The 25568-nt window shown below is 41.3% G+C and carries 23 protein-coding genes and 1 riboswitch; of the genes, 14 read left to right on the top strand and 9 right to left on the bottom strand.

Translation table 11 applies throughout. The features are described from left to right. The first annotated feature begins 109 nt into the window (after window positions 1-109). Complete coding sequence (gene era / locus R2S10_RS11440) at window positions 110-988, top strand: GTPase Era (RefSeq protein ID WP_316840575.1); 879 nt, start codon at window positions 110-112, stop codon at window positions 986-988. A gap of 47 nt (window positions 989-1035) precedes the next feature. After that, window positions 1036-2337 (top strand): ribosome biogenesis GTPase Der, encoded by a 1302-nt coding sequence (gene der / locus R2S10_RS11445; protein WP_316840576.1) that lies wholly within the window; start codon window positions 1036-1038, stop codon window positions 2335-2337. Between the two features lie 8 nt (window positions 2338-2345). Here the strand turns inward: der and R2S10_RS11450 are convergent, their stop codons facing one another. Next, complete coding sequence (locus R2S10_RS11450; protein WP_316840577.1) at window positions 2346-3920, bottom strand: S41 family peptidase; 1575 nt, start codon at window positions 3918-3920, stop codon at window positions 2346-2348. A 184-nt stretch (window positions 3921-4104) separates the two neighbouring features. Between R2S10_RS11450 and murQ the strand changes: the two genes are divergently transcribed. The 6 genes from murQ to R2S10_RS11480 all read left to right on the top strand — a co-directional run bounded on the left by murQ (window position 4105) and on the right by R2S10_RS11480 (window position 11928). After that, the gene (gene murQ, locus R2S10_RS11455; protein WP_316840578.1) at window positions 4105-4911 is read left to right on the top strand and encodes an N-acetylmuramic acid 6-phosphate etherase; all 807 of its coding nucleotides are present in this window, start codon (window positions 4105-4107) and stop codon (window positions 4909-4911) included. Window positions 4912-4922: 11 nt separating this feature from the next. Further along, entirely contained in the window at window positions 4923-5492 is a 570-nt protein-coding gene (locus R2S10_RS11460; protein ID WP_316840579.1) for a hypothetical protein, read from the top strand. 55 nt (window positions 5493-5547) lie between these two features. Continuing rightward, window positions 5548-6300 (top strand): Bax inhibitor-1/YccA family protein, encoded by a 753-nt coding sequence (locus R2S10_RS11465; protein WP_316840580.1) that lies wholly within the window; start codon window positions 5548-5550, stop codon window positions 6298-6300. 244 nt (window positions 6301-6544) lie between these two features. Then, a riboswitch (SAM riboswitch) is annotated at window positions 6545-6654 on the top strand. 88 nt (window positions 6655-6742) lie between these two features. Next, on the top strand, window positions 6743-10429 hold the full coding sequence (gene metH, locus R2S10_RS11470) for a methionine synthase (protein WP_316840581.1): 3687 nt from the start codon (window positions 6743-6745) through the stop codon (window positions 10427-10429). 36 nt (window positions 10430-10465) lie between these two features. Next, entirely contained in the window at window positions 10466-11422 is a 957-nt protein-coding gene (locus R2S10_RS11475; RefSeq protein ID WP_316840582.1) for a methylenetetrahydrofolate reductase, read from the top strand. Between the two features lie 74 nt (window positions 11423-11496). Next, window positions 11497-11928: an META domain-containing protein gene (locus R2S10_RS11480; RefSeq protein WP_316840583.1), complete on the top strand. Its 432-nt coding sequence runs from the start codon at window positions 11497-11499 to the stop codon at window positions 11926-11928. Here R2S10_RS11480 and thrC read toward each other — a convergent pair. From thrC to thrA, 3 genes are read right to left on the bottom strand one after another with little or no spacing between them, the layout of a single operon-like run. Beyond that, window positions 11906-13225 carry a threonine synthase gene (gene thrC / locus R2S10_RS11485; protein ID WP_316840584.1) on the bottom strand — a complete coding sequence of 440 codons (1320 nt, stop codon included), beginning with the start codon at window positions 13223-13225 and terminating at the stop codon, window positions 11906-11908. The two genes, R2S10_RS11480 and thrC, sit on opposite strands and share 23 nt — an antisense overlap. 5 nt (window positions 13226-13230) lie before the next feature. Continuing rightward, on the bottom strand, window positions 13231-14166 hold the full coding sequence (locus tag R2S10_RS11490; RefSeq protein ID WP_316840585.1) for a homoserine kinase: 936 nt from the start codon (window positions 14164-14166) through the stop codon (window positions 13231-13233). After that, the gene (gene thrA, locus R2S10_RS11495; RefSeq protein WP_316840586.1) at window positions 14163-16610 is read right to left on the bottom strand and encodes a bifunctional aspartate kinase/homoserine dehydrogenase I; all 2448 of its coding nucleotides are present in this window, start codon (window positions 16608-16610) and stop codon (window positions 14163-14165) included. Before thrA ends, R2S10_RS11490 begins: the two co-directional genes overlap by 4 nt. Window positions 16611-17041: 431 nt before the next feature. On the opposite strand from thrA, the gene rsgA reads away from it, so the two are divergent. Genes rsgA through R2S10_RS11510 form a run of 3 tightly spaced genes read left to right on the top strand, consistent with a single transcriptional unit; the run spans window position 17042 to window position 18761 of the window. Next, the gene (gene rsgA / locus R2S10_RS11500; protein WP_316840587.1) at window positions 17042-17962 is read left to right on the top strand and encodes a ribosome small subunit-dependent GTPase A; all 921 of its coding nucleotides are present in this window, start codon (window positions 17042-17044) and stop codon (window positions 17960-17962) included. Window positions 17963-17980: 18 nt separating this feature from the next. Continuing rightward, window positions 17981-18433, top strand: coding sequence for a D-aminoacyl-tRNA deacylase (gene dtd, locus R2S10_RS11505; protein WP_316840588.1), 453 nt, complete (start codon window positions 17981-17983; stop codon window positions 18431-18433). A 1-nt stretch (window position 18434) separates the two neighbouring features. Next, window positions 18435-18761, top strand: a complete 327-nt coding sequence (locus R2S10_RS11510) for a nucleotide pyrophosphohydrolase (protein ID WP_316840589.1) — start codon at window positions 18435-18437, stop codon at window positions 18759-18761. A 4-nt stretch (window positions 18762-18765) separates the two neighbouring features. Here R2S10_RS11510 and R2S10_RS11515 read toward each other — a convergent pair whose 3' ends face one another. Continuing rightward, window positions 18766-19233, bottom strand: coding sequence for an Lrp/AsnC family transcriptional regulator (locus R2S10_RS11515; protein WP_316840590.1), 468 nt, complete (start codon window positions 19231-19233; stop codon window positions 18766-18768). Window positions 19234-19392: 159 nt separating this feature from the next. Here R2S10_RS11515 and R2S10_RS11520 point away from each other — a divergent pair, with 159 nt between their 5' ends. Beyond that, window positions 19393-20568 carry a histidine decarboxylase gene (locus R2S10_RS11520; protein WP_316840591.1) on the top strand — a complete coding sequence of 392 codons (1176 nt, stop codon included), beginning with the start codon at window positions 19393-19395 and terminating at the stop codon, window positions 20566-20568. Window positions 20569-20889: 321 nt separating this feature from the next. On the opposite strand, the gene R2S10_RS11525 is transcribed toward R2S10_RS11520, so the two are convergent. The 4 genes from R2S10_RS11525 to rsmA form a co-directional block, all read right to left on the bottom strand. Next, on the bottom strand, window positions 20890-21297 hold the full coding sequence (locus R2S10_RS11525; RefSeq protein ID WP_316840592.1) for an HIT family protein: 408 nt from the start codon (window positions 21295-21297) through the stop codon (window positions 20890-20892). Between the two features lie 19 nt (window positions 21298-21316). Beyond that, on the bottom strand, window positions 21317-21790 hold the full coding sequence (gene greA / locus R2S10_RS11530) for a transcription elongation factor GreA (protein WP_187666133.1): 474 nt from the start codon (window positions 21788-21790) through the stop codon (window positions 21317-21319). Window positions 21791-21948: 158 nt separating this feature from the next. After that, a complete protein-coding gene (locus tag R2S10_RS11535) occupies window positions 21949-22878 on the bottom strand; it encodes a 2-hydroxyacid dehydrogenase (RefSeq protein WP_316840593.1) in 930 nt (309 codons plus the stop codon). A 29-nt stretch (window positions 22879-22907) separates the two neighbouring features. Continuing rightward, window positions 22908-23690, bottom strand: a complete 783-nt coding sequence (rsmA, locus tag R2S10_RS11540) for a 16S rRNA (adenine(1518)-N(6)/adenine(1519)-N(6))-dimethyltransferase RsmA (protein ID WP_316841098.1) — start codon at window positions 23688-23690, stop codon at window positions 22908-22910. A 181-nt stretch (window positions 23691-23871) separates the two neighbouring features. Here rsmA and pdxA point away from each other — a divergent pair, with 181 nt between their 5' ends. Continuing rightward, complete coding sequence (pdxA, locus tag R2S10_RS11545; RefSeq protein ID WP_316840594.1) at window positions 23872-24951, top strand: 4-hydroxythreonine-4-phosphate dehydrogenase PdxA; 1080 nt, start codon at window positions 23872-23874, stop codon at window positions 24949-24951. A gap of 64 nt (window positions 24952-25015) precedes the next feature. Then, window positions 25016-25555, top strand: a complete 540-nt coding sequence (locus R2S10_RS11550) for a DUF177 domain-containing protein (RefSeq protein WP_316840595.1) — start codon at window positions 25016-25018, stop codon at window positions 25553-25555. The last annotated feature ends 13 nt before the right edge of the window (window positions 25556-25568 follow it).

Genomic DNA, 25568 nt, shown 5'->3' on the forward strand with positions numbered 1-25568 from the left:
ATATACAATTCCGATTGTGTTAATTAATTGGTTAACTCTTCCTCCGAATTGGAATGCAAAGATATAATTCGTTTCTTTGTGGTGCAAATTTATTTCAAAAAATATTTTCATGTCACATAAAGCAGGTTTTGTAAGTATAATTGGTAAGCCCAATGCGGGTAAATCAACGTTAATGAATGCCCTGGTGGGTGAAAAGCTTTCTATCATTACTCCGAAAGCTCAGACTACCCGTCACCGTATTCTGGGAATCGTCAATGAAGAAAATTATCAAATCGTATTTTCGGACACTCCGGGGATCATAAAACCGCGTTATGGTTTACAAGATTCCATGATGAGTTCTGTAAAAGGAGCGCTTACTGATGCAGATCTTATTCTGTTCGTTACCGACATTAACGAAACACATGATGAGAACGATGTATTAGATAAGATCATTGATACTACGATCCCAATGATTGTCCTGATCAATAAGATCGACAATGCTACTCAAGAAGAGGTAGAAGCCAAAATGGCCTTCTGGCAGGAGAAGCTAAATCCTAAACATATATATGCCATCTCTGCATTACACCTATATAACCTGGATGGTATTATGGAAACGGTATTGAATCAATTACCGGAACATGCTCCTTTCTATGATAAAGAAGATTTGACAGACCGCACACAAAGGTTCTTCGTTTCAGAAATCATCAGAGAAAAGATCTTCAACAACTACCAGAAAGAGATTCCATATAGTACAGAAGTAGTAATTACTTCATTCAAAGAAGAAGAAAAAATCACCAGGATTAGCGCAGAGATCATCGTAGAACGTGATTCTCAGAAAAATATCCTGATTGGTAAAGGTGGAGCAATGCTTAAAAAGGTTGGTACTGAGGCCCGTAAGGATATCGAGAAATTCCTGGATCAAAAAGTCTTTTTAGAGACCTTTGTAAAGGTGGTTCCAGACTGGCGTAGTAAAAAGAACTATTTAAAAAGTTTCGGGTACGAAAATTAAGCTTACCTTTGCAACCCCTTAATAATTAATACAATTCATACATACACATGAGCAACATTATCGCAATCGTCGGAAGACCAAACGTAGGCAAATCTACCCTATTTAACCGCTTAACAGAGAGTCGTAAAGCCATTGTTGATGATTTTAGCGGTGTAACCCGTGATCGTCATTACGGATCGGCAGAATGGACTGATAAGCAGTTTACTGTTATTGATACCGGAGGCTATGTAGCCAATTCCGAAGATTTATTTGAAGCAGCTATCCGCGAACAAGTGGTTATTGCAATCGAAGAAGCAACTGTATTGTTGTTTATGGTGGATGTCGTAACCGGCATTACCGACCTGGATGACGAAATTGCACAGTTACTTAGACGCAGCAATAAACCTGTATTCATCGTTGTAAATAAAGTAGACAATACTCAATTACAAAATGATGCTTCCGTATTTTACGGATTTGGTTTAGGTGAGATCTACCCGATCTCTTCTATGACCGGTTCTGGAACAGGTGATTTATTAGATGATGTCATCAAACACTTCGAAGATATAGTAGAAGAAGAGAATACATTGCCTAAACTTACTATTGTTGGCAGACCTAACGTTGGAAAATCATCACTAATCAATGCACTGATTGGTAGAGAAAGAAATATTGTAACGCCAATCGCTGGAACAACAAGAGATTCTATACATATCCACTACAATCAATTTGGACATGAATTCATGTTCATCGATACTGCAGGGCTTCGTAAGAAAACCAAAGTAAAAGAGAACATTGAGTTTTATTCTGTAATGCGTACCATCAAAGCTTTGGAAGAAGCTGATGTCGTGATCTTAATGATCGACGCAATGGAAGGGTTAGAATCGCAAGACGTTAACATTTTCCACCTGGCTGAGAAAAACAAAAAAGGTATCGTGATCCTGGTAAACAAATGGGATTTAGTAGAAAAAGACAGCAAGACCACTAAGATTTTTGAAGATCAGATTCGTACTAAATTGCAACCATTCACTGACGTACCGATCGTTTTCACCTCAGTAATCAACAAACAACGTATTCATCAGGCAATTGAAACTGCTTTGGAAGTACACAAAAACAGAGGAAAGAAAGTTCCAACCTCTAAATTAAATGATGTGATGTTGCCGATTATTGAAAAATATCCGCCACCAGCATTGAAAGGAAAGTACATCAAGATCAAATACATTACGCAAATCAATGGTACTTCACCAATGTTTGCTTTCTTCTGTAACTTACCTCAATACATCAAGGAACCGTATAAACGTTTCATTGAAAACAAGCTTCGTGAAAACTTCGATTTTTCCGGATCACCAATCCAGATCTATTTCAGACAGAAATAATCTATAAATTACTGCAAACTGGATAATGCCTGTTTGACCATCGCATCGCTTAAGTTGAGTGCTTTGTAATAACCGGCATCACCCAGGTGGTATTTACAAAGCAAAACTTTAACATCATTCAGGATTAAAGGTTTTGCTGCCTGTAGTAATTTAGGCTCTATGACAATATTCTTACTTTGAATATATTTAACTAAATCCTTGTAATCTGCATCATTAATGGTAAAGGTTGCAAGGTTTTGTTCTAAAAAGGGCCCTGTATAACGATTTCCCAATACGTCGTACACAAAATCAAACAACACCTTCTTGGCAATCAGTTTCGCATAAAACCTGTTGAAACCACTGGTATCCATTTTTACATAGATATCCGGCTGGATGCCACCTCCTAAAAAGGCTTTACTCTTCTTCAAGCTATCTTTTACAGCCACAGAAGTCAGCTCTCCATCATTGAAGCGGTCTTCGATTTCATTCTGATAGGCATTATAGCCTTTCTTATATGACTTCTGAATACTTCTACCCGATGGCGTATAATACCTGGCAATAGTCAGATTTAAAGCAGATCCATCCACAAAAGGGAATTGCTCCTGCACCAATCCCTTACCAAAAGAACGGCGTCCGATGATAATGCCACGATCCAGGTCTTGAACCGCTCCGGCAAGAATTTCGCTCGCAGAAGCAGAGTTTTCATTGATTAATATCGCCAGCTTACCCTGTTCAAACTCCCCACCACCGGTAGTAAAGTAATCGGTACGCGGCTCATGTTTTCCTTGGGTATATACAATTAGTTTATTTTCAGAAAGAATTTGATTGGCCAGGCCAGTTGCAGCTGTCAGATAGCCTCCCCCATTGTCGCGAAGGTCCAACACCAACTTTTTCATTCCTTTTCCTTTCAGGTTGCGTACAGATTCTACAAAGTCTGAGTCCGTATCGGCACCAAACTTACTGATGCGCACATATCCCGTTTCCTGATTGAGCATATAAGCGGCATCAATACTGCTCACTTTTACCCTTGCGCGGTTCACACTAAGCAATACTGGCTGAGGATTTCCCGGATGCAGGATACTTAATTTCACCGCAGTTCCTTTCTTACCCTTGATTTTACCGATCATTTGTTCTCTCGGCAAATCCCTTCCGCTCACAAACATGGTATCTATTTTAAGGATTTTATCTCCCTGACGGATCCCGGAAAGAAATGCCGGACCATCTTTTACCACATTCGTCACCAATAAAGTATCATTCAAAATGTAATACTCGATACCAATTCCCTCAAAATTACCGCCCAATGTTTCTGCAAATTCATTGGCTTTAGCCGGAGGCAGGTAAACACTGTGTGGATCCAGTTGATGGAGTAAACTATCGATTGGCAAATGGTGCATACTATCCGCATTCACCTCGTCAACGTAGTTTTTATTGATGATATGAATGATTTCATCGACCTTCCTGCTGCTATCCGCCGCGTAAGCCAATGGCTTTTGAAGCTTATAACCCTGATCTTTTAAAAACTTATACCCAGCAAACATCCCCCCTATTAAAGTTAGAGAATAGGTAAGGGCGATTAAAAGGTGGTTACGGGTGGTCTTTTTCATGGTTTATTGCTGCGTAAAGTTATAAAATAACCCTATCATTTAGTAAATTAAGTCCTAATCATTAACAATTGTTTACTCTTTCTAAGAATTAACAAGAATGTTGCAACTTTGTTCCCAAAGAACCTATATCATAGGCGAATATTTCGCGTTTAAAAAGATAATACTCAATTTTAACAAAAAAAACATGATCAGAGTAACCGAGCAGGAATCAACATATCATCACATCGATCAGATGTCTGTCCTTGAAATTCTTCAGGGCATCAATAAGGAAGATCAAACCGTCCCTTTAGCTGTGGAGAAAGTGATCCCAAAAATAGAAAAACTGGCAACTGCAGTAACCGAACGCATGAGCAATGGTGGGCGCTTATTTTACATTGGTGCAGGCACTAGCGGCCGTCTGGGGGTTGTTGATGCCTCAGAATGCCCGCCAACATTTGGTGTTCCATTCGACTGGGTAGTAGGTATTATTGCCGGTGGCGATACCGCGATCAGAAAAGCAGTAGAAAATGCAGAAGATGACGACAAACAAGCCTGGATCGATCTTCAGGAGTACCAGATCAATGAAAAAGACTGTTTAATTGGATTGGCAGCCTCCGGCACTACACCCTATGTAGTTGGCGGATTAAATACTGCGCGTCAGCATGGCATCCTTACCGGATGTATCGTATGTAATGAAGGCGGCCCCATTGCTGCAGAAAGCGATTTCCCGGTAGAAGTAGTGGTAGGCCCCGAATTTCTGACCGGTTCTACCCGTATGAAATCAGGAACTGCACAAAAACTGGTTTTAAATATGTTGAGTACTACCGTCATGATTAAACTCGGAAGGGTGAGAGGAAATAAAATGGTAGATATGCAACTGACCAACCATAAACTGGTAGATCGTGGCACACAAATGGTAATGGAAGAACTAAATATTGACTATGCGAAAGCAGAAGACTTACTTTTACGGTACGGCAGCGTGCGTAAAGCAGTAGAAGCTGGCAGCAAATAACAGGAATTTATATGCACGAAATCGAACCTTTCTACCTGTGGCGCGACGATTACATCGCAGCAGAAGATGAACGTTCCCCATTTTATGATACAGAATACTCAGAATTCTATTTTGATAAGCAACTGTATAACTTTTTAATCCACCCCCAATGGGATGATTTCGGCTCCAACACCCTATACATAAAAGTATTGTACGCGGATTATGAGCGGAATTATGCGATTATTGAGTTTATCGGAGAATGGAATGATGCTATAGACAACGACATCATGTTACTCAAAAGAGAGATTCTGGAACTCATGATAGATGAAGGCATCAACAAATTTATTCTCATCGGAGAAAACATATTGAACTTCCATTCTTCCGAAGACAGCTATTATGAAGAGTGGTTCCAGGATGTTGAAGATGGATGGATTTGCGGTATCAATTTCCAGGAACATGTAATCGAAGAATTCAGAAGTGCAAACCTCGATTACTACATCAACTTTGGCGGTCAGCTTGACGATTTGGCATGGAGAACCCTAAAACCCCTGCAAATTTTCAAGAAAGTAGAGGAAACGCTGACAAAAAGGCTTGGGGCATAGGTTTTGTAAGAACGTAAACAAATTAGTATCTTTAAATAATAAAATTAAAAGAAAAATGGATAACAACAATAATTACGAATGGGCACACAAATCAGTATTTGTGGAGCAGCAAAGAGGAGTCGTTGCTAAGAAATTCTTCGCAAATGTATTCCTGTGGATGTTCATTGCCTTAAGTGTATCAACCCTGGCAGCCTTTCTGGTATCAAGCTCACCAGCAGCATTAGATATGTTGAGAAGCCCAGAAACTGGAAGAAATACCATTTTAGGATATGTCGCTATGTTTGCCCCACTAGGATTAGTGATGCTGATGGGAGCTGGCTTTAACCGCCTTTCTTATGGCGCCCTATTAGGAGTATTTGTACTTTTCTCCATCTTATTGGGAATCAGTTTAAGCTATATCTTATTAATATATACCGCAGGATCTATTGTGGCCTGTTTTGGTGCCGCAGCAGGTATTTTCGGAATCATGGCCTTCTTAGGATATACTACAGAATTAGACTTAACTAAATTTGGTCCTATCTTAGGTGTAGGTGTAATTGGCTTATTCATCGCCAGTCTTATCAATTTATGGATAGGTAGCCCAACATTCAGTTATGTAATGAGCTTCTTTGGTGTAGCCATCTTTACTGCATTAACTGCCTATGACGTTCAAAAACTGAAACGTATTGGTGCAGGTCTGGAAGAAAGTGGTGATCCTATCGTACAAGCTGATGGTAAAAAATTAGCGATCATGGGTGCATTGTCACTATACCTTGACTTTATCAATATCTTCTTATTCTTATTGAGAATCTTCGGAGATAGAAAATAATCTAAAAACACATTAGCAGAAGGGCCGTCAAATTTTTGATGGCCCTTCTGCGTATCTGATACTTTCCTAAATCTTATAGGAAACCATTAAGCAGCGCTCATTTTTCAAAGCATTTTGAAGCACAAACCCACAGATTTTCAGAATATTATTCCGATCTGCCTGATAATACTACCGGCAATTGCAATATTATATGCTTTAAGTGCTGTTTTTTTGGAAATCATTTTTCTTTGTTGCACTTTTGCAGGGCTTATAGAGAAAGACGGAGGGATTAGACCCTGCGATGTCTTAGCAACCTGTGCTTACAAGGTGCTACATTCTACTGGAACCGGACCATTGGATCCCGAAAGATAAGTTAAAGTCGACCCGATACCGGACTTTTCAATAAGCTTTTTGAAGCGTATAAAACATACCCGACAGGACACTCCTGTCTGGATATAAACAAATGCGCGTTACCCGGAGAAATAAAAAAATGGACATTAGAGCAGAGTTAGAGAAACGCATATTGATTATTGACGGAGCCATGGGTACCATGATCCAGCGTTACATCCTGACAGAAGAAGATTTTAGAGGTGAAAGATTCAAAGATCACCCTTGTGATGTGAAAGGCAATAACGATTTGCTGAACCTTACCCGTCCCGATATTATCAAAGCAATACATACCGAATACCTTAAGGCCGGTGCAGATATTATTGAGACCAACACCTTTAGTACCCAACGCATTTCCCTGGCGGATTACCAGATGGAAGAGCTGGACTATGAAATGAGTTATGCCGGTGCAAAAGTTGCACGCGAAGCGGTAGACGATTTCATGGCGGCAAACCCGGATAGAAGATCTTTCGTGGCAGGTGCCGTAGGGCCAACCAACAGAACCCTTTCCCTTTCACCAGATGTGAACGACCCTGGATACAGGGCACTAACCTTTGATGAACTCGTTTCCGCTTATGACCAGCAGGTACGTGGATTGGTAGACGGTGGTTCTGATGTATTGCTGATTGAAACCATTTTCGATACGCTAAACGCTAAAGCTGCCATATTTTCCATCAAAAAATACGAGAAAGAAATCGGTAAAAAGATAGAGATCATGATCTCTGGAACCATTACCGATGCTTCAGGAAGAACCCTATCCGGACAAACCGTAGAGGCATTCCTAAACTCTGTGATCCATGCCGACCCGATCAGCATCGGTTTCAATTGTGCTTTAGGCGCTAAAGACATGAGACCACACATTGAAGAGCTTTCTGCAAAAGCCACTTGTTATGTATCTGCCTATCCAAATGCAGGATTACCTAATGAGTTTGGTGCTTACGACGAAATGCCGCATGAAACTGCACACCTGGTGGAAGATTTCATCCAGCATGGTTTCGTAAATATCGTTGGTGGTTGTTGCGGAACAACTCCGGAACACATCGCCTGTATCGCTGCTAAAGCTAAAAAAATAGCACCAAGAAAAATTCCTACAGTACCTCCATATTTAAGATTAAGTGGACTGGAAGCGGTAACCGTTACTCCAGAAAGCATTTTCGTCAACATCGGAGAACGTACCAATATCACCGGATCTCCGAAATTCTCCAAGCTGATTTTAGGTGGTGATTATGAAGCCGCTTTGACTGTTGCCCGTCAGCAAGTAGAAGGTGGTGCCCAAATCATCGACGTCAACATGGATGAAGGGATGTTGGATGGCGAAGCCGCTATGGTGAAATTCCTGAACCTGATCGCTTCTGAACCAGACATTTCAAAGCTGCCAATCATGGTCGATTCCTCGAAATGGTCGGTGATTGAAGCTGGATTAAAATGTTTACAGGGAAAAGGAATTGTGAACTCCATCTCTCTAAAAGAAGGATCGGAGAAATTCATTGAGAGTGCCAAAAAGATCATGAACTATGGCGCAGCTGTAGTAGTGATGGCCTTCGACGAACAAGGACAAGCGGATAACTTTGAGCGTAGAAAAGAAATCTGTAAACGCTCTTACGACATCCTCGTGGATGAAGTAGGTTTCCCGCCACAAGACATCATATTTGACCCGAATATCCTGACCGTAGCCACCGGTCTGGAAGAACATAACAACTATGCCGTAGATTTTATCAATGCGACACGTTGGATCAAAGAAAACCTGCCTCATGCCAAAGTAAGTGGTGGAGTATCTAACATTTCCTTCTCTTTCCGCGGAAACAATACCGTAAGGGAAGCGATGCACTCTGCATTCCTGTACCATGCCATTAAAGCAGGTCTGGATATGGGGATTGTAAACGCAGGGATGCTGGAAGTATACCAGGAAATTCCACCGGCACTATTAGAACGCGTGGAAGATGTATTGCTGAACCGTAGAGAAGATGCTACAGAGCGATTGGTAGAATTTGCTGAGACCATCAAATCTAAAGGTAAAGAGATTGTAAGAGACGAAGAGTGGAGAAAAACCTCTGTAGAAGAAAGACTTTCCCATTCTCTTGTAAAAGGAATTATTGAATACCTGGATGCCGACGTAGAGGAAGCCAGACAAAAATACCCAAAACCAATCCATGTGATCGAAGGTCCTTTAATGGACGGAATGAACATCGTTGGAGACCTTTTTGGTGCTGGAAAAATGTTCCTGCCACAGGTAGTAAAATCTGCCCGTGTAATGAAAAAGGCGGTAGCTTACCTCCTTCCATTTATTGAGCAGGAAAAACTGGACAATCCTGATGGAAACACCAGCTCTTCAGCAGGAAGAATATTAATGGCCACTGTAAAAGGTGATGTGCATGATATCGGTAAAAACATTGTAGGTGTAGTACTGGCCTGTAATAACTTCGAAATCGTAGATATGGGCGTAATGGTACCCGCACAAACCATCATTCAAAAAGCCAAAGAAATCAATGCCGACATTATCGGATTGAGTGGTTTAATCACGCCTTCATTGGATGAAATGGTACATTTCGCCAAAGAAATGGAGCGCGAAGGATTTACAATTCCTCTGATTATTGGTGGTGCAACGACTTCCAGAATCCACGCCGCTGTAAAAGTAGCGCCAAACTATTCAGGCCCTGCAATTCACGTATTGGATGCTTCCAGAAGTGTAACCGTTTGCAGTACCCTGATGAATCAGGAAACCAGAGGTGCCTATATTGAGGGAATCAAACAGGAATATGATAAAGCAAGAGAAGCGCATTTAAACAAACGCTCTGATAAACGCTTTAAAACCCTTGAAGAAGCCAGAAAAGATCAGTTTCAGATCGACCTGGATCAGGTAGCTCCTGCCCCTGCATTTACAGGAACCAAAGTATTTGAAGATTACCCATTGGAAGATCTTGTTCCTTATATCGACTGGACACCTTTCTTCCATACCTGGGAATTGCGTGGCAGTTACCCTAAAATCTTCAACGACAAAACCGTTGGTGATGAGGCGAAAAAACTATTTGATGATGCTCAGGCCTTGTTGAAACGCATTGTAGAGGAGAAATTACTGACCGCTAAAGGCGTGATTGGATTCTGGCCGGCAAATACCGTTGGCGACGACATTATCCTGGACGTTGAAGGTAAAGAAGTAACCATCCACACCCTTCGCCAACAGGCGGAAAAAGTGGCCGGAGAACCTTACTATGCCCTATCCGACTTTGTCGCACCAAAAGAATCAGGTGTAGCAGATTACTTCGGAGGCTTTGCCGTAACCACAGGTATTGGTTGTGATGAATTAGTTGCAGAATTTGAAGCCAACTACGACGATTATAACAGTATCATGGCAAAAGCATTGGCCGACAGGCTTGCAGAAGCTTTCGCAGAAAGAATGCATGAGCTGGTACGTAAAGATTACTGGGGTTATGCAAAGGATGAAAAACTGAGCAACGAAGACCTGATCAAAGAAGAATACGCAGGTATTCGTCCGGCACCAGGCTATCCTGCTTGTCCGGAACACAGTGAAAAAGGAACCCTTTTTGAATTGCTGGATGCCGAAAACAGAATCGGACTCCGCTTAACAGAAAGCTATGCCATGTATCCTACTGCAGCAGTTAGTGGTTTTTACTTCGCTCACCCGCAGTCAAGATATTTCGGTCTGGGAAAAATCACCAAAGATCAGGTGGAAGAATATGCCAGTAGAAAAAACATGCCACTGGAAGAAGTGGAAAGATGGTTAAGCCCTAACCTGGCTTACTAATTAAACAGATAACGACACCTAACAAGCAATATTTTAATGAAGATCGTAGACCACATCAGTAACGCAAAAGGAAAAACCCTGTTCTCATTTGAGCTTTTGCCACCTATCAAAGGACAAAGTATTAAAGGCATTTTTGACGCCATAGATCCTTTGATGGAATTCAATCCTCCTTTTATTGATGTGACCTATTTAAGGGAAGATTACATCTACAAACAACATGCTAACGGCCTGTTGGAAAAAGTAGCTTACCGAAAACGTCCAAGTACAGTTGCCACTTGTGCCGCAATCATGAACAAGTACAAAGTAGATGCGGTTCCTCATTTGATTTGCGGAGGTTTCACCAAAGATGAAACTGAAAATGCATTGATCGATCTTCAGTTCCTGGGTATTGATAATGTCCTGGTATTGCGTGGTGATGCCCGAAAAAGCGACAACGCTTTTATCCCTACACCGGATGGTCATGCCTATGCCTCAGAATTGTTACAACATGTAGTAGACATGAACAATGGACGCTACCTGCACGACGATATGGAGAACTCAGAGAAGACAGATTTCTGTATCGGAGTAGCCGGATATCCGGAGAAACATTATGAGTCGCCAAACCTGGATACCGATTTCAAATACTTAAAACATAAGGTAGATCTGGGTGCAGATTTCATCGTTACCCAGATGTTTTTCGACAATAAAAAATATAAAGCCCTGGTAGATAAATGCCGCGAAAACGGGATTAATGTCCCTATTATCCCGGGTTTAAAACCAATTACCAGCAGTAAACAACTGATCAGTTTACCAAAAATTTTCCACCTGGATATTCCTTTGGAACTGAGCGAAGCGATCCAATCTTGTAAGTCTGAAAAAGACGTAAAAGAGGTAGGAATAGAATGGATGATCAACCAATGTAAAGAGCTGAAAGAAATGGGCGCACCAGTTCTTCACTTCTATACAATGGGGAATCCAGAGCCTACTAAAAAAATCGCTAACGCTGTATTTTAGGCCTTCCTGATAGCCGATCGGTATTTTTTGGAATACTCTTTGTACCTTTCGGCTATCATTAAAATCATAAGGCTATGAAAAGAATCATCTTACTGGCAATCGTCATGACCAGCAGTTTTGCTGCGTGTACCACCCTAAAACCTGGAACAATAGGAAATGGTGGCTTGTCTGAGCTAGGAGGAACATGGGAGTTGGATTATATTTCAGGCCCTAGAATTGCCTTTAACGGATTGTATCCGGCAAAAAAACCAACCCTAACTTTCGACATTACCAATAAGAAAGTAAGCGGCAATACCAGTTGTAATTCTTTTTCCGGCGCTTTAGTGGCGGACGACAGCACCATCAATTTCACCCATCCGATGGCCATGACAAAAATGGCCTGTCCCGGTGAAGGAGAGGCCACTTTCTTAGAAATGTTAAAGAAAACCAGTAGTTATTCAATCAGCGACAGCACCCTCAATTTCATGATGGGTGACATTGCCATTATGCGTTTTCATAAAAAGTAGTCAGGTAGTTCTTAAAAGAACCATAAGCAGTATCCATCCGCTCTGCGTGTTTGGTCTTTAGTGCCAACTCTTGTACGGAAGCAGGGATCTCCATCTTTGCCGCTAATGCTGCAGGAAACACATCTGGAAACTTACAGGCATGAGCCGTAGATAAAAACACACCCGCCGCATCTTGCGCTGGGTTTTCTTTTTTATAGTCCTGTAAGGCCAGCGCTGCAATCGCGGTATGCGGACAAGCGATATACCCATACTGATCATAAATAGACTGGATACCTGCCAGCGTTTGCTCATCCGTATAGGTATAGCTTTTCAACACAGTTTTTAAAGCTTCCCGATCTTGTTTAAAAAGATCCATAATCCTCACCCAATTGCTTGGCGCACCCACATCCATCGCATTTGCATAAGTCTGCACCGATGGCCTGGTCTCGTATACACCTGTCTCCAGAAAACGAGGAACCGTATCATTTACATTGGTTGCCGCAATGAATTGCTGCACTGGCAAGCCCATTTTATAAGCCAGTAATCCCGCCGCAATATTCCCGAAATTACCACTAGGCACCGAGAAAACCACCGCTTTCTTACCCGCTCTGCGCAAGCGTGCCCAGGCATTGAAGTAATAAAAAGTTTGCGGAATCAATCTGGCGATATTGATCGAATTCGCAGAAGTTAAGCGCAATTTCTCATTCAATTCTACATCAGAAAAAGCCTGTTTCACCAAATGCTGACAATCATCAAAAGTACCATCTACTTCTACTGCATGAATATTATGCCCATTTGTACACAGTTGTAACTCCTGAATCTCGGATACTTTTCCTTTTGGATAAAGGATCGTCACCCTGGTATTGGGCACCCCAAGGAAACCCAGTGCCACTGCACCTCCGGTATCACCGGAAGTAGCCACCAACACATCCAGCATTTGCTCCCCATCTTTTAAGAAATAAGCCATAATCCGACTCATAAAACGGGCACCAAAATCTTTAAAAGCCAATGATGGGCCATGAAAAAGCTCCAATACATAGGTATCCTTTTCCAATTCCACCACTGGTGCATCAAAACTGATGGTATCCTCCACAATTTTCTTCAGATCATCCAAAGGAATTGCGCCTTCCAATAGAGTGGAAGCCACTTTAAAAGCAATCTCCGGCAGACTATATTTATGGATGTTCTCAATAAATTCCGGCTCCAGTAAAGGAACATTTACCGGCATATATAAGCCTTTATCCAAAGGCATGCTGTTAAAAACAGCTGTTGGGAAGTCGACGTTTAATTCGTGGTTGTTTGTACTGTATAATTTCATCGTTCTTAGTCTAAAATAACAGGGCCTTTTTTATTTACTGAGGATACAAAAGAAAGGCTGTTGATGCCAATTCCTTTTAAATGCTGCTGAAGTTTCTGGGTGATGGATCTAGCCGTTTCCTCATCTTTTGTTAAAGCAAACACCGAAGGTCCGGAACCGGAGATCCCAAATCCAATGGCACCGGTTTTCATCGCCAGAGACCTCATCTTGTAGAAATCAGGAATCAGGATGGAACGCGTAGGCTCCACCAAAATATCCGTCATACTGCGACCAATCAGTTCGTGGTCTTTCAAAAACAGACCGCTCACCAAACCGGCAACATTCCCCCATTGCGTCACGGCATCTTTCAGCAAGACTTTAGAGCGGATCATTTGTCTGGCATCTTTTGTCGGCACATCCACTTCAGGATAAACGATTGCCGCATATAAATCATCCGGGTGCGGTAAACTGATAATGTCTAAAGGCTCATAACTTCTGATCAGCACAAAACCTCCCATTAAAGCCGGAGCCACATTATCCGCATGCCCATACCCACAGGCCAGTTCCTCCCCTTTCATTGCAAAAGGAACCAACTCTTTATTAGTCAATAATTCATCAAATAAATTATTCACGGCAAACAATCCCGCTACCGTACTCGCCGAGCTGGAACCCAATCCACTGCCAATAGGCATTTTTTTATGCAGTTCAATCTCTATCCCGGTATCCGGTTTCCCGATATGGTTTAAGTAATGTTGCACACTCGCGCTAACCGTATTTTTCTTAGGGTCTAATGGCAAACGCCCATCATCTCCCGTAATCTTTGTAATGGTGATTCCAGAACCACCAGTTAATTTCATGATCACTTCATCACCCGGCTCATTCACCGCGAAACCCAACACATCATAGCCACAAACCACATTGGCTACAGTAGCCGGGGCAAAAACTTTTATAGATTCTCTCATCGTTTACCAACGTTTATAATATCAGCGAAAACACCTGCGGCAGTCACCTCTGCACCCGCACCAGGGCCTTTAACTACCAATGGACGGTCTTTGTAACGGTCGGTGGTAAATGAAATAATATTGTCACTTCCAGATAACATATAGAAAGGATGGCCATCATCTACCATCTGCAAAGTGATTTCCACCTTCCCTGCTTCCAGTTTCCCGATATAGCGCAACACTTTTTTCTCCTCTGCTGCCTGTTTCTTTAACTTTTCAAAATATTCAGTATTGTTTTCAAGTTCCTGATAAAAATCAGCTACTGTAGCTGCAGCCAGACAAGCCGGAGGAAGCATGCTTTCGATCTTAATATCAGTCTCTTCTAATGGATAACCTGCATCACGCGCCAAGATCAACATTTTACGCATAAAGTCTTTTCCATTCAAATCGTCTCTAGGATCCGGTTCCGTATAGCCTTTATCCTGCGCTTCCTTCACCACTTCATGGAACAATTTATCGTCTTTATAATTGTTGAAAATATAAGAGATGGTACCTGATAAGATGGCTTCAATGCGATCAATCCGGTCTCCACTCATCATCAGATCCTTTAAAGTACGGATGATCGGTAAGCCCGCACCCACATTGGTTTCATAATGAAAATCTACACCATAAGTTCTTGCCGCCTGTTTAAAGGCCACATATTGCTCATAATCTGCAGAATTACCAATCTTATTACAAGTCACCACAGAAATGCTCGATTGCAACACATCCTGATAAAACTGAATTGGATTATGACTCGCAGTATTGTCTACAAACACACAATTCGGCAGGTTCATTGCCTTCATTTTTTTGATGAATAATGGCAAATCAGCTGGCTCACCATTACTTTCCAGGTTTTCTTCCCAATTGCTCAGGGCGATACCATCTACATTCTGGTGCATTTTACGGGTATTACAAACGCCCATTACCTTTACCTGCAGGTCATTATTAGTGGCCAGGAAGTCCGTTTGTGCTTCCAATTGTGCAAATAAAGTCTTTCCAATATTCCCAGTTCCCAAACAAAACACATGGAGTGTTCTTTTCAGATTTGCATAAAAAGCATCATGCACTGCATTTACTGCTTTCGACAAATCCGGTTTAGAGATGATTACAGAGATGTTGTATTCCGAAGAACCCTGGGCTATTGCCCTTACATTAACCCCGTTTCTACCTAAAGCATGGAACAACTTTCCTGACATTCCAGGGGTACGTCTCATGTTTTCACCTACAATGGCCAATGCAGCAAGACCGTTTTCTACTTCTGGATATTCCAGCTTTCTGGCCTGCAATTCCAATTCAAACTCTTTATTGATCAATGCCAATGCTTTCAAGGCATCGCTTGGTTTAACGGCAAAAGTAATGCTATGCTCAGAAGAAGACTGTGTAATGAGAATCACATTGATCTGCTCACGGGAAAGCATCGAGAACAAGCGTCCGCTAAAACCTGCTTTTCCTACCATTCCACTACCGGAAAGGTTCAATACACTGATCTCATCGATAGAAGAAATCCCTTTTATCGGCAATTTTGAACTCCCTGCACCATGTTTAATATAAGTACCTGGAAAATCGGTATTGAAAGTATTCTTGATGACAATAGGAATACGCTTTAAGAAAGCGGGAATCATCGTTGGCGGATAAATCACCTTAGCGCCAAAATAAGAAAGCTCCATCGCTTCCGTATAGCTCAACTCCGCTAGAGAAAAGGCTTTTTTCACGATTCTTGGATCGGCAGTCAGCATTCCGTCAACATCAGTCCATACCTGAATTTCCTGTGCATTCAAGGCCGAACCCCAGATTGCAGCAGTATAATCGCTTCCACCTCTTCCTAAAGTGGTAATTCTGCCTTCATCATTACTGGCAATAAAACCAGTTACAAATAATAATTTATCGGCATTTGACTCATAAAAATCTTTGATTAACGTCTCTGTTAGGTAGGTATTTACCTTCGCTTGTCCGAAGTTATGGTCTGTTTTTATCAATTCAGAACCATCTACATATAGGGCATTCGGGAAAGTTTGCTTCGCAATATGGCTAACCATCACTGCCGAGCAGCGCTCTCCATAGCTTAAAATGAGGTCTTTCGTTTGCAGGCTCAGTTCTTTCAGGTTATAGACCGACTGCAAAATATCTTCCAGTTCATTAAAATAGATTTTCAGCTTGGTAAGTACCGGGTTTTGCGCCCCAGCAGGCAATAATGTGCGGATCACTTCAAAATGTTTCTTTTCAATTGCCGCCATTTCCCCACTATAAATCTTCCCTTTTCCTGCGTTTTCTGCCATATCGACCAGGGCATTCGTTACCCCACTCATGGCAGATAAGACGACGATAGGATTTTCAGCGCTTTGCTGCTCCTTTAAGATGCCCAGCAAAGCAGTAATGCTTTCCAGGGAACCAACAGATGTACCTCCAAATTTTAATATGTTCATAGTTTTAGGTTAAAAAAAAAGCGCCTTCCCCGATTAGAGGAAGGCGCTTTTTGTGGTTTTTATTTTTAGTATTTTATACCCATTAGCTATCCTCCCTCCGAGAGATCCCGGTGGTAATAATAATGGAAATAATGGTTGAATTATTAAACATTGTACTTTTTACACTTAGTGCTGTATGCCGTAAAGTAAAGTTATATTTTTCTAATTAACAAATGATTACATAAATATTTGCTCAAATATTAAAAAAATCACGATTAAGCCCCCTACAGCGTACTTTCCGAAAAACATCTTCTTAACACACTCATATTCAATAGCAAAAATCAGGAAAAGCCGACACAGCAGTAAATTTACCCCGGTTTTGCGGAAAGCAACAGCTAAGCACTTGCAAACCCTGATTCCCGACAAACATTTTCTTACCTTTACGCCATCATATGCAAGGATTAGTCATAAAATCAACAGGAAGCTGGTATCAGGTACAGGCAGAAGACGGCAACAGATACGACTGCCGTATTAAAGGGAAGTTCCGGATCAAGGGCATTCAAACCACCAACCCTATTGCCGTAGGCGATCAGGTAGACTTTGAGCTGGAGCCAAACTCAGAAAATGGGGTAATTCACAAATTACATGAGCGGAACAATTACATCATCCGTAAATCCATCAACCTATCTAAGCAGGCGCAAATCATTGCCGCCAATATGGATCAGGCATTTTTAGTGGTCACCCTGGTTTCTCCAAGAACCTCACTAGGTTTTATTGATCGTTTTCTCGCTACCGCGGAAGCTTATCGCATTCCTGCAGTATTGATCTTCAATAAACTGGATTTGTTCAATGAAGACGGACTTGCCGTTTTAGAAGAATACAAGCACATCTATGAAAACATCGGCTACCCTTGTTATACGGTATCGGCATTAGAAGGGACTAACATCCCACAAATAGAAAGCCTGTTAAAAGATAAAACTACCCTGTTTTCCGGACACTCCGGCGTAGGAAAATCAAGTCTGATCAATGCTTTACTTCCAGATAGACACATCAAAACCGGAGAAATCTCGGAAGCGAGTGACAAAGGTCAACATACCACCACTTTTGCAGAAATGCATATCTTACCTTTTGGCGGATACCTGATTGATACTCCCGGCATACGTGAATTGGGTATTTTCGATATCAGACCTGAAGAACTAGGCCATTATTTTGTAGAAATGCGTGCCTTGATGAACAAATGTAAGTTTAACAACTGCAGACACGTCAATGAACCAGGTTGTGCCGTACTTAAGGCGGTAGAAGATGGAGAAATTGAAATCAGCAGGTATGAAAGTTACCTGAGTATTTTCCATGGTAACGAAACCCGCGCTTAATCCCGCTTTTTAATCCCTATGAGAGCAATTATACAAAGAGTTACCCAAGCCAGTTGTGTAGTAGAAGGAAAAACTACTGGCAATATCGACACTGGTTTTCTAGTATTATTGGGTATTGAAGATAGCGATACCTCAGAAGACCTGGACTGGCTTAGCCAGAAGATTGTAAACATGAGAATCTTTGGAGATGAAAATGACCTGATGAATAAATCTCTTGCAGATGTTGGTGGAAATATTCTCCTGATCAGTCAGTTTACCCTCTTCGCGGCAACAAAAAAAGGCAATAGACCTGGTTTTACCAGAGCTGCAAGACCAGATAAAGCCATTCCTTTGTATGAAGAAATGATTGCAAAACTCTCTAGCCTCCTTCAAAAAGAAATCAAAACAGGAATCTTTGGTGCAGATATGAAGATCAGTTTAGTGAATGATGGACCTGTCACCATTATGATGGATACTAAAAATAAAGAATAACATGACGATAGCAGAAGCCCAGGAAACCGTAGACCAATGGATCAATAAAACAGGAATCCGTTATTTCAATGAGCTCACCAATACCGCAATTCTTATGGAAGAAGTGGGTGAAGTGGCCAGAATCATGTCCAGAAAATATGGCGAGCAATCCTTCAAAAAAAGTGATGAAGCCGTAGACCTTGGCGATGAAATGGCCGATGTGCTATTTGTGTTGATCTGCCTGGCCAATCAGACCGGAATTGACCTGACCAGCGCCCTGGAAAAAAACCTCGTTAAAAAGACGATCAGAGATACCGACCGTCATAAAAACAACGAAAAACTTAAATAGTCTTTTATTTATCAATCGTATAGGCAGTATTGTGCTTGATTTCTGTCATCACAAACAAACTGTTTACGTTGGCAATATTTTCTATTGCGGCCAGCTTATTCGTTAAAAAATCCTGGTATTTATTCATGTCATTCACCACTACTTTTAACAGATAATCGTAGGTTCCGGCAACGTGGTAACATTCCATCACCTCATCGAGCTTAGTCATTGCCGCTTCAAAATTCTTTAACAAAGGAAGAGAATGCACCTGCAAGGTCACGTTGCAAAATGCGGCCAGTGTTTTCCCGATCTTTTCCCGATCCAGCAAAGTCACATAATTCTTGATCACCCCCGTCTTTTCAATCTTCTTCAAACGTTCGTAAGTAGGCGTTACGGTAAGCCCTACCTTATGCGCAATCTCCTTTGTATTTAGCCTTGCATTCTGCTGTAACGCATTTAATATGCGCTGATCCATCTTATCGAACTGTTCCATCTAGTTTAGTTTTTCTGATTTTTGCAGCAATTCTTCCTCATTAAGATGAATAAAACTACATATCTACAAAATTAAGTGTTTATTTTCTAATATAAGCCACATCAAAGGTCAATTGAATGGAGATCTATAGATTTGTAGTCTGAACCACCTAAAAGAACCATGACAACTCATCTTTCCAGCGAAGACAACAAAAGATTATCTGACCTCTACGAAAAAGTACAGGATAGAACGCGATTATTTCTCGGCTATCCAGTAGCTAAAGATTTTGATTATACCGATCTATTGCCATTCTTACAATATCCGATCAATAACCTTGGAGATCCCTTTACAGAATCCACCTATGCGGTAGATACAAGAGAGATGGAAAGAGAAGTCATTGCGTTTTTTGCAAACCTGTTTCGCGCTCCTACCGATAACTGGTGGGGATACGTGACCAATGGTGGTTCCGAAGGCAACCTATATGGCCTTTATCTGGCCAGAGAGCTTTACCCAAAGGCAATGGTGTACTATTCTGATTCTACACATTACAGTGTACAGAAGAACCTGCTATTGCTAAACATGCCAAACATTGCCATTCGTTCTCAGGAAAATGGTGAGATGGATTATGAAGATCTCCACAATAGTTTATTGATGAACAGACACCTTCCCGTGGTTATTTTTGCCAATATCGGCACCACAATGACCGAAGCGAAAGATGATGTGAAAAAGATCAAGGGCATCCTGAAAAACCTGGCCATAAAGAACCATTACATTCATGCAGATGGTGCTTTGTCTGGCAGCTATAGTGCCTTTATTGAGCCTAGACCTGCATTCGACTTTGCCGATGGCGCAGATAGTATTGCCATTAGCGGTCATAAATTCCTGGGATCACCGATCCCCTGCGGATTAGTGATTGTCAAGAAAACCAACCGCGACAGGATCGCAAGATCCATTGATTACATTGGAAGTGTTGATACCACGATTACGGGCTCCAGAAATGGCCATACACCGTTATTCCTTTGGTATACCCTTAAAAAACTAGGCCTGAAAGGCTTAAAAGAAAGGGCATTACACAGTCTGAGTATTGCTGCCTATGCGGAAGCCAGATTGAAAGATTTAGGAATAGAAGCCTGGAGCAATCCAAACGCCATTACGGTAGTTTTCCCTGCACCTTCGAGGTGGATTTGTCAGAAATGGCAACTGGCCTCAGAAAATGGCCTTTCCCACATCATCTGCATGCCCAATGTGGACCATGCACAGATTGATGAATTGATTGCCGACCTGGTAGCCAACCCAGAGGGGATCAATTACAGCTTCCAGCAACAACAACCTGCCCCTACATTTACCCCCCTATAGAAATCGGCTGCCCAAAATTCTTGGGCAGCCTTCATTTCATTACCTTCCAAAAACAAGAAATTACTCTTAAATATCGCTATGGTCAAAAACCGGCCAACAGTCCGGGATGAATGGCTAGTTTGCTTAGGGTTGACATAGGGTTCAGTAAGGGTTTGGATACCTTTACCCTATACCAACCCTTACTGAACCCTAACCGAACCCCTTCCCAACCCTATCTGAACCTGCCAGTCTTCCAGAGCGCAAGGCGATTTTTTCCATAAAAAAAGGGCGCCTATAAAGACGCCCTTTCATTTCGGGTAAACACCCTTGTTCTTTTATCGATTAAGCGGTCGTTTCATTTAACGCTGCTTTGATCTTCAATGCTGCTTCCGCCAATTCTTCTTGTGAAGGCTTCAGTTTTTCTTTGCTAAAGTTCATATCATTCACTGCATTCATAGGGATCAGGTGGATGTGTACATGCGGTACTTCCAGGCCGATTACGGCTACGCCTACTTTTTTGCATGGGAATGCTTCTTTTAGCCCTGTAGCCACAATCTTAGCAAACATCATTAGTCCAACATAGCTTTCCTCTTCCATATCAAAGATGTAATCAATTTCCTTTTTAGGAATCACCAGGACATGGCCCATGGTAAGGGGACTAACATCTAAGAAAGCCAGAAATTCGGTAGTTTCCGCTACAACATGTGCAGGGATCTCACCATCTACTATTTTTGAAAATATACTTGCCATGGAATGGGGAATTAATGGGTTATCGGGTAATCTCTAATATTTCAAATTCAATCATTCCCGCAGGAACCTGAATTTCTATGGTATCACCTACTGATTTACCAAGTAAACCTTTGGCAATCGGAGATTTAACGGAGATTTTTCCAGTTTTAAGATCCGCTTCACTTTCTGCTACCAATTGGTAAGACATGGTGGAACCGTTCTTTACATTTTTGATCTTTACTATAGATAATGCCAATACTTTAGAAGTATCCAGCTTTGATTCATCAATTAATCTGGCGGTAGACAACGTGGTTGCCAATTTTGCTATTTTAGCTTCGTGCAAACCCTGCGCTTCCTTCGCTGCATCATATTCCGCATTCTCGGAAAGATCACCCTTATCTCTTGCTTCGGCAATTGCCTTAGAGATTTGTTGTCTTCCGGTAGTTTTCATATGATGTAATTCTTCCTTTAGTCTGTCTAAACCATCTTGGGTATAATAGGTAACCTCTGTCATAGCTCAATTTATTTTATGTAGTACTATAAAAACAAACAAGACTATATTAGGCTGTTAAGCCAACATAGTCTTGCTTCAATAAAAACGAAGATAATGGGGTATAACCACAAAAACAAATTATTTAATTTGATTTTGGGCAGTTTATCTAAAATGTCTGTTTAAATGACGGCAGCAAGCTTATCTGCCAAAACTTCCGAAATTTTACGGTAAGATTCAAAGGTCCAGCCGCCAACATGTGGGCTTAGGATTACTTTTCCGGACGATTTAAGCGCCTCAAACCATGGGGTATTTTGCAAAGCCGGAAATTTCTCCACTTCCAGCACATCTAAACCAGCGGCCAGGATTTTCCCTGAATTAATCGCTTGTAACACGGCTTCGGTGTTGACAATTTCGCCTCTGGCAGTATTGATAAAAAAGATAGGTTTACGGAAATGAAAGAAGTATTCTTCATCCACCATCTGACGGGTTTCCGTAGTCAAAGGAATGTGCAGACTCAATACATCGCTTTGTTTCACGATCTCTTCCATACTCACCTCTTTGGCATAGGCATCACTGAAACCTGTCTTATACTTATCATAAGCAATCACGTTTACTTCAAATCCGGCAAGTTTCTTTGCAAAACTCTTGCCCATAAATCCGTAACCGATGATCCCAACAGTTTTACCTTTCAGCTCATAACCGCGATTGCCCTCTCTGTCCCAGCTGCCATTACGAACCTCCAGATCAGCCTTACGCAAATTGTTCATCAAAGACAACAGCATCCCGGTGGCATGCTCTCCTACCGCATCCATATTGCCTTCCGGCGCATTTAACAGTTCGATGTTACGACTCTTTGCGTAATCCACATCAATATTGTCTAATCCGGCACCCGCTCTGGCAATAAATTTCAATGAAGGCGCTGCGGCCATCAACTCCTGATCGATTCTGAATTTCGTTCTAACGGCAATCCCCTGATAATTGGAAATCGCTGCCAGTGTTTGCTCGCGGGTATACAGCGGCTGATCATCCACTTCATATCCTAAAGCGATGGCAGCTTCCTTAAAAACAGGATGTAGCTCATCCACGATTAAAATTCTTCCTTTACTCATATTATGGCTGATGATTTGATACTAATAAATTATTGTGAAAGATGGGCTAAATGCTGCGTCAGCTCAATAAACTGCGCCACACTCAATTGCTCTGCACGTTTGTCGAAGAAGATATGATCGTCCATTTTATCTTTTGGAACTACCCCTGAAAGTGCATTTCTCAAGGTTTTTCTACGTTGGTTAAAGCCAGCTTTCACCGTACGCCAGAAGAGCTTCTCATCACATGGCAATGTTTCCACATCATTACGACTCAACCTGATCACGCCAGAATTTACTTTTGGCGGTGGGTTAAACGTACCCGGTTTCACGGTAAATAAATACTCTATATTGTAATAGGCCTGAATCAGGACACTTAAAATTCCGTAATCTTTCGTCCCTTCTTTGGAAGCACAACGTTCTGCAACTTCTTTCTGGAACATCCCTACCATTTCTACTACCTGCGACCTGTTTTCCAGGATTTTGAAGAGAATCTGAGAAGAGATATTATAAGGAAAGTTACCAATGATGGCGTATTTTTCTTTGAAGATCGAAGAAAGGTCCAGTGCTAAAAAGTCGCCATTAATTAAACGCGTTCCCAATTGCGGATACTTCTCCTGCAGGAAATGATAAGACTCCACATCGATATCAATCATGAAAGTTTCTAAATCTTCTCTTTCCAATAAAAGGTCGGAGAGAATCCCCATCCCTGGTCCTACTTCCAGCACTTGTTTGTACTGATCGGTATGTACCAGACCGTTCACGATTTTCGCGGCAATCTTTTTATCCGTTAAAAAATGCTGTCCTAAATGTTTTTTTGCCCTAACCAAACTCATATATTCTCCTTCTAAAAGCTGCAAAATAAGCAAAGTTTTGCGAGTATCAGACCAACAATCCACTAAAACAGCCTCTACACCATCAAAAATAAGGATATCATTTTGAGAATTAAATACAAGCGTAGGAAAAACCAACCATTTTAAAATGAAATCTGTAATTTGCGCTAAATTTTTTTGAAGTATGAGCAATAAGATTAAAATTGGAATCAGCATCGGAGATGTGAACGGCATAGGTTTGGAGGTCATCCTTAAGACTTTAGCAGAGAGCAAAATCCTCGATTACTGTACCCCTATCGTTTATGGACATACCAAAGTTGCTTCTTACCATCGCAAGGCTTTAGGGCTGAGTGATTTCAACTTCAATGTGATTACTGAGGCTGCATTGGCCAATCCGAAGAAGGCGAATATGATCAATTGCTGGGAGGAAGATGTAAAAATCGACCTGGGCGTAGCCAATGAAATTGGTGGAAAATATGCCCTGCTCTCTTTAGAGAAAGCAACAGAAGACCTGATCAAAGGAGAAATTGATGCATTGGTAACTGCCCCGATCAACAAACACAACATACAATCAGATACCTTTAAATTCCCGGGACATACCGAATACCTGATGGAACGCAGTGGAAGCAACGACGTATTGATGCTTTTGGTGAGTGAAGACATTAAAGTAGGCGTAGTAACCGGACATATTCCAATCACCGAAGTTTCAAAAAGCATCACGATTGAGAAAATTGTGAAGAAACTGGTCATGATGAATGAAAGTTTAAAGAAAGATTTCTGGATTGAAAAACCGAAAATCGCAGTCTTAGGGTTAAATCCTCATGCCGGCGATAACGGATTGTTGGGACAGGAGGAAGCGGAAATTATAATGCCGGCCATCCAGCAAGCTTTCGATAAAGGTGTAATTTGTTTCGGTCCTTACCCTGCTGATGGATTTTTTGGCAAGGGAAGTTACAAGCAATTTGATGCCGTATTGGCGATGTATCATGACCAGGGTTTGATCCCTTTTAAGACCATCGCTTTTGGCACCGGAGTGAACTATTCTGCAGGCCTGAAAATCGTCCGTACCTCACCAGATCATGGCACAGGATACGACATTGCAGGAAAGAACCTCGCTGATCCGACTTCATTTATAGAAGCCTTATTTGCAGCAACTCACATCGTGAGGAACAGAAGAGAACAGGAAGAATTATTGAAAAATCAACTGAGAAGTGGTGGAAAAATTATAGAAACTGCAGCGGATATAAAAGACGACGCAAATTAGAATGAAAAAACATTTTAATTCTATAAAATAATTCCTACATTTGCGGGCTAAAATTTTGTTACAATTGAAACCATTAAAACAATTTTCAATCCCATTTACCGGCCTTAAAATCGGCAAGCATCAGTTTGAATTTGAGGTTGATAACAGCTTTTTTGATGCCTTTGACTACTCTTTAGTAAAAAAAGGAAACTTAAAAGTTGGCATTGAACTGGATAAACAGGAAACAATGCTACTTTTGCATTTCGACATCAAAGGAACAATCGTATTGGATTGTGACAAATGTTTGTCGGAGTTTAATGCACCAATAAGTATACAAGAAAGGCAGATTGTAAAATTTGCTGAAGATGAACTGGAAAGTGATGATTTAGAAATCATTGTCCTGAGTAAAAAAGAAAGTGAACTAGATGTTGCACTTCCGATTTATGAACTCATCAATGTATCTGTACCGTATATTAAAGCCTGTGAGCAGGATGGCAATGGCCAGAAATGCGACCAGGAAATGATTGCAAGACTGGAAAGTTTTTCAATTGATAAACAAGAACAACAACAAGAAGAAAATAACGATGATGACCCGCGTTGGGCAGCATTAAAAAAATTAAAATAATAATTAAACAAAT

This window comes from Pedobacter gandavensis (assembly GCF_032678745.1).
Classification (GTDB): domain Bacteria; phylum Bacteroidota; class Bacteroidia; order Sphingobacteriales; family Sphingobacteriaceae; genus Pedobacter; species Pedobacter gandavensis_C.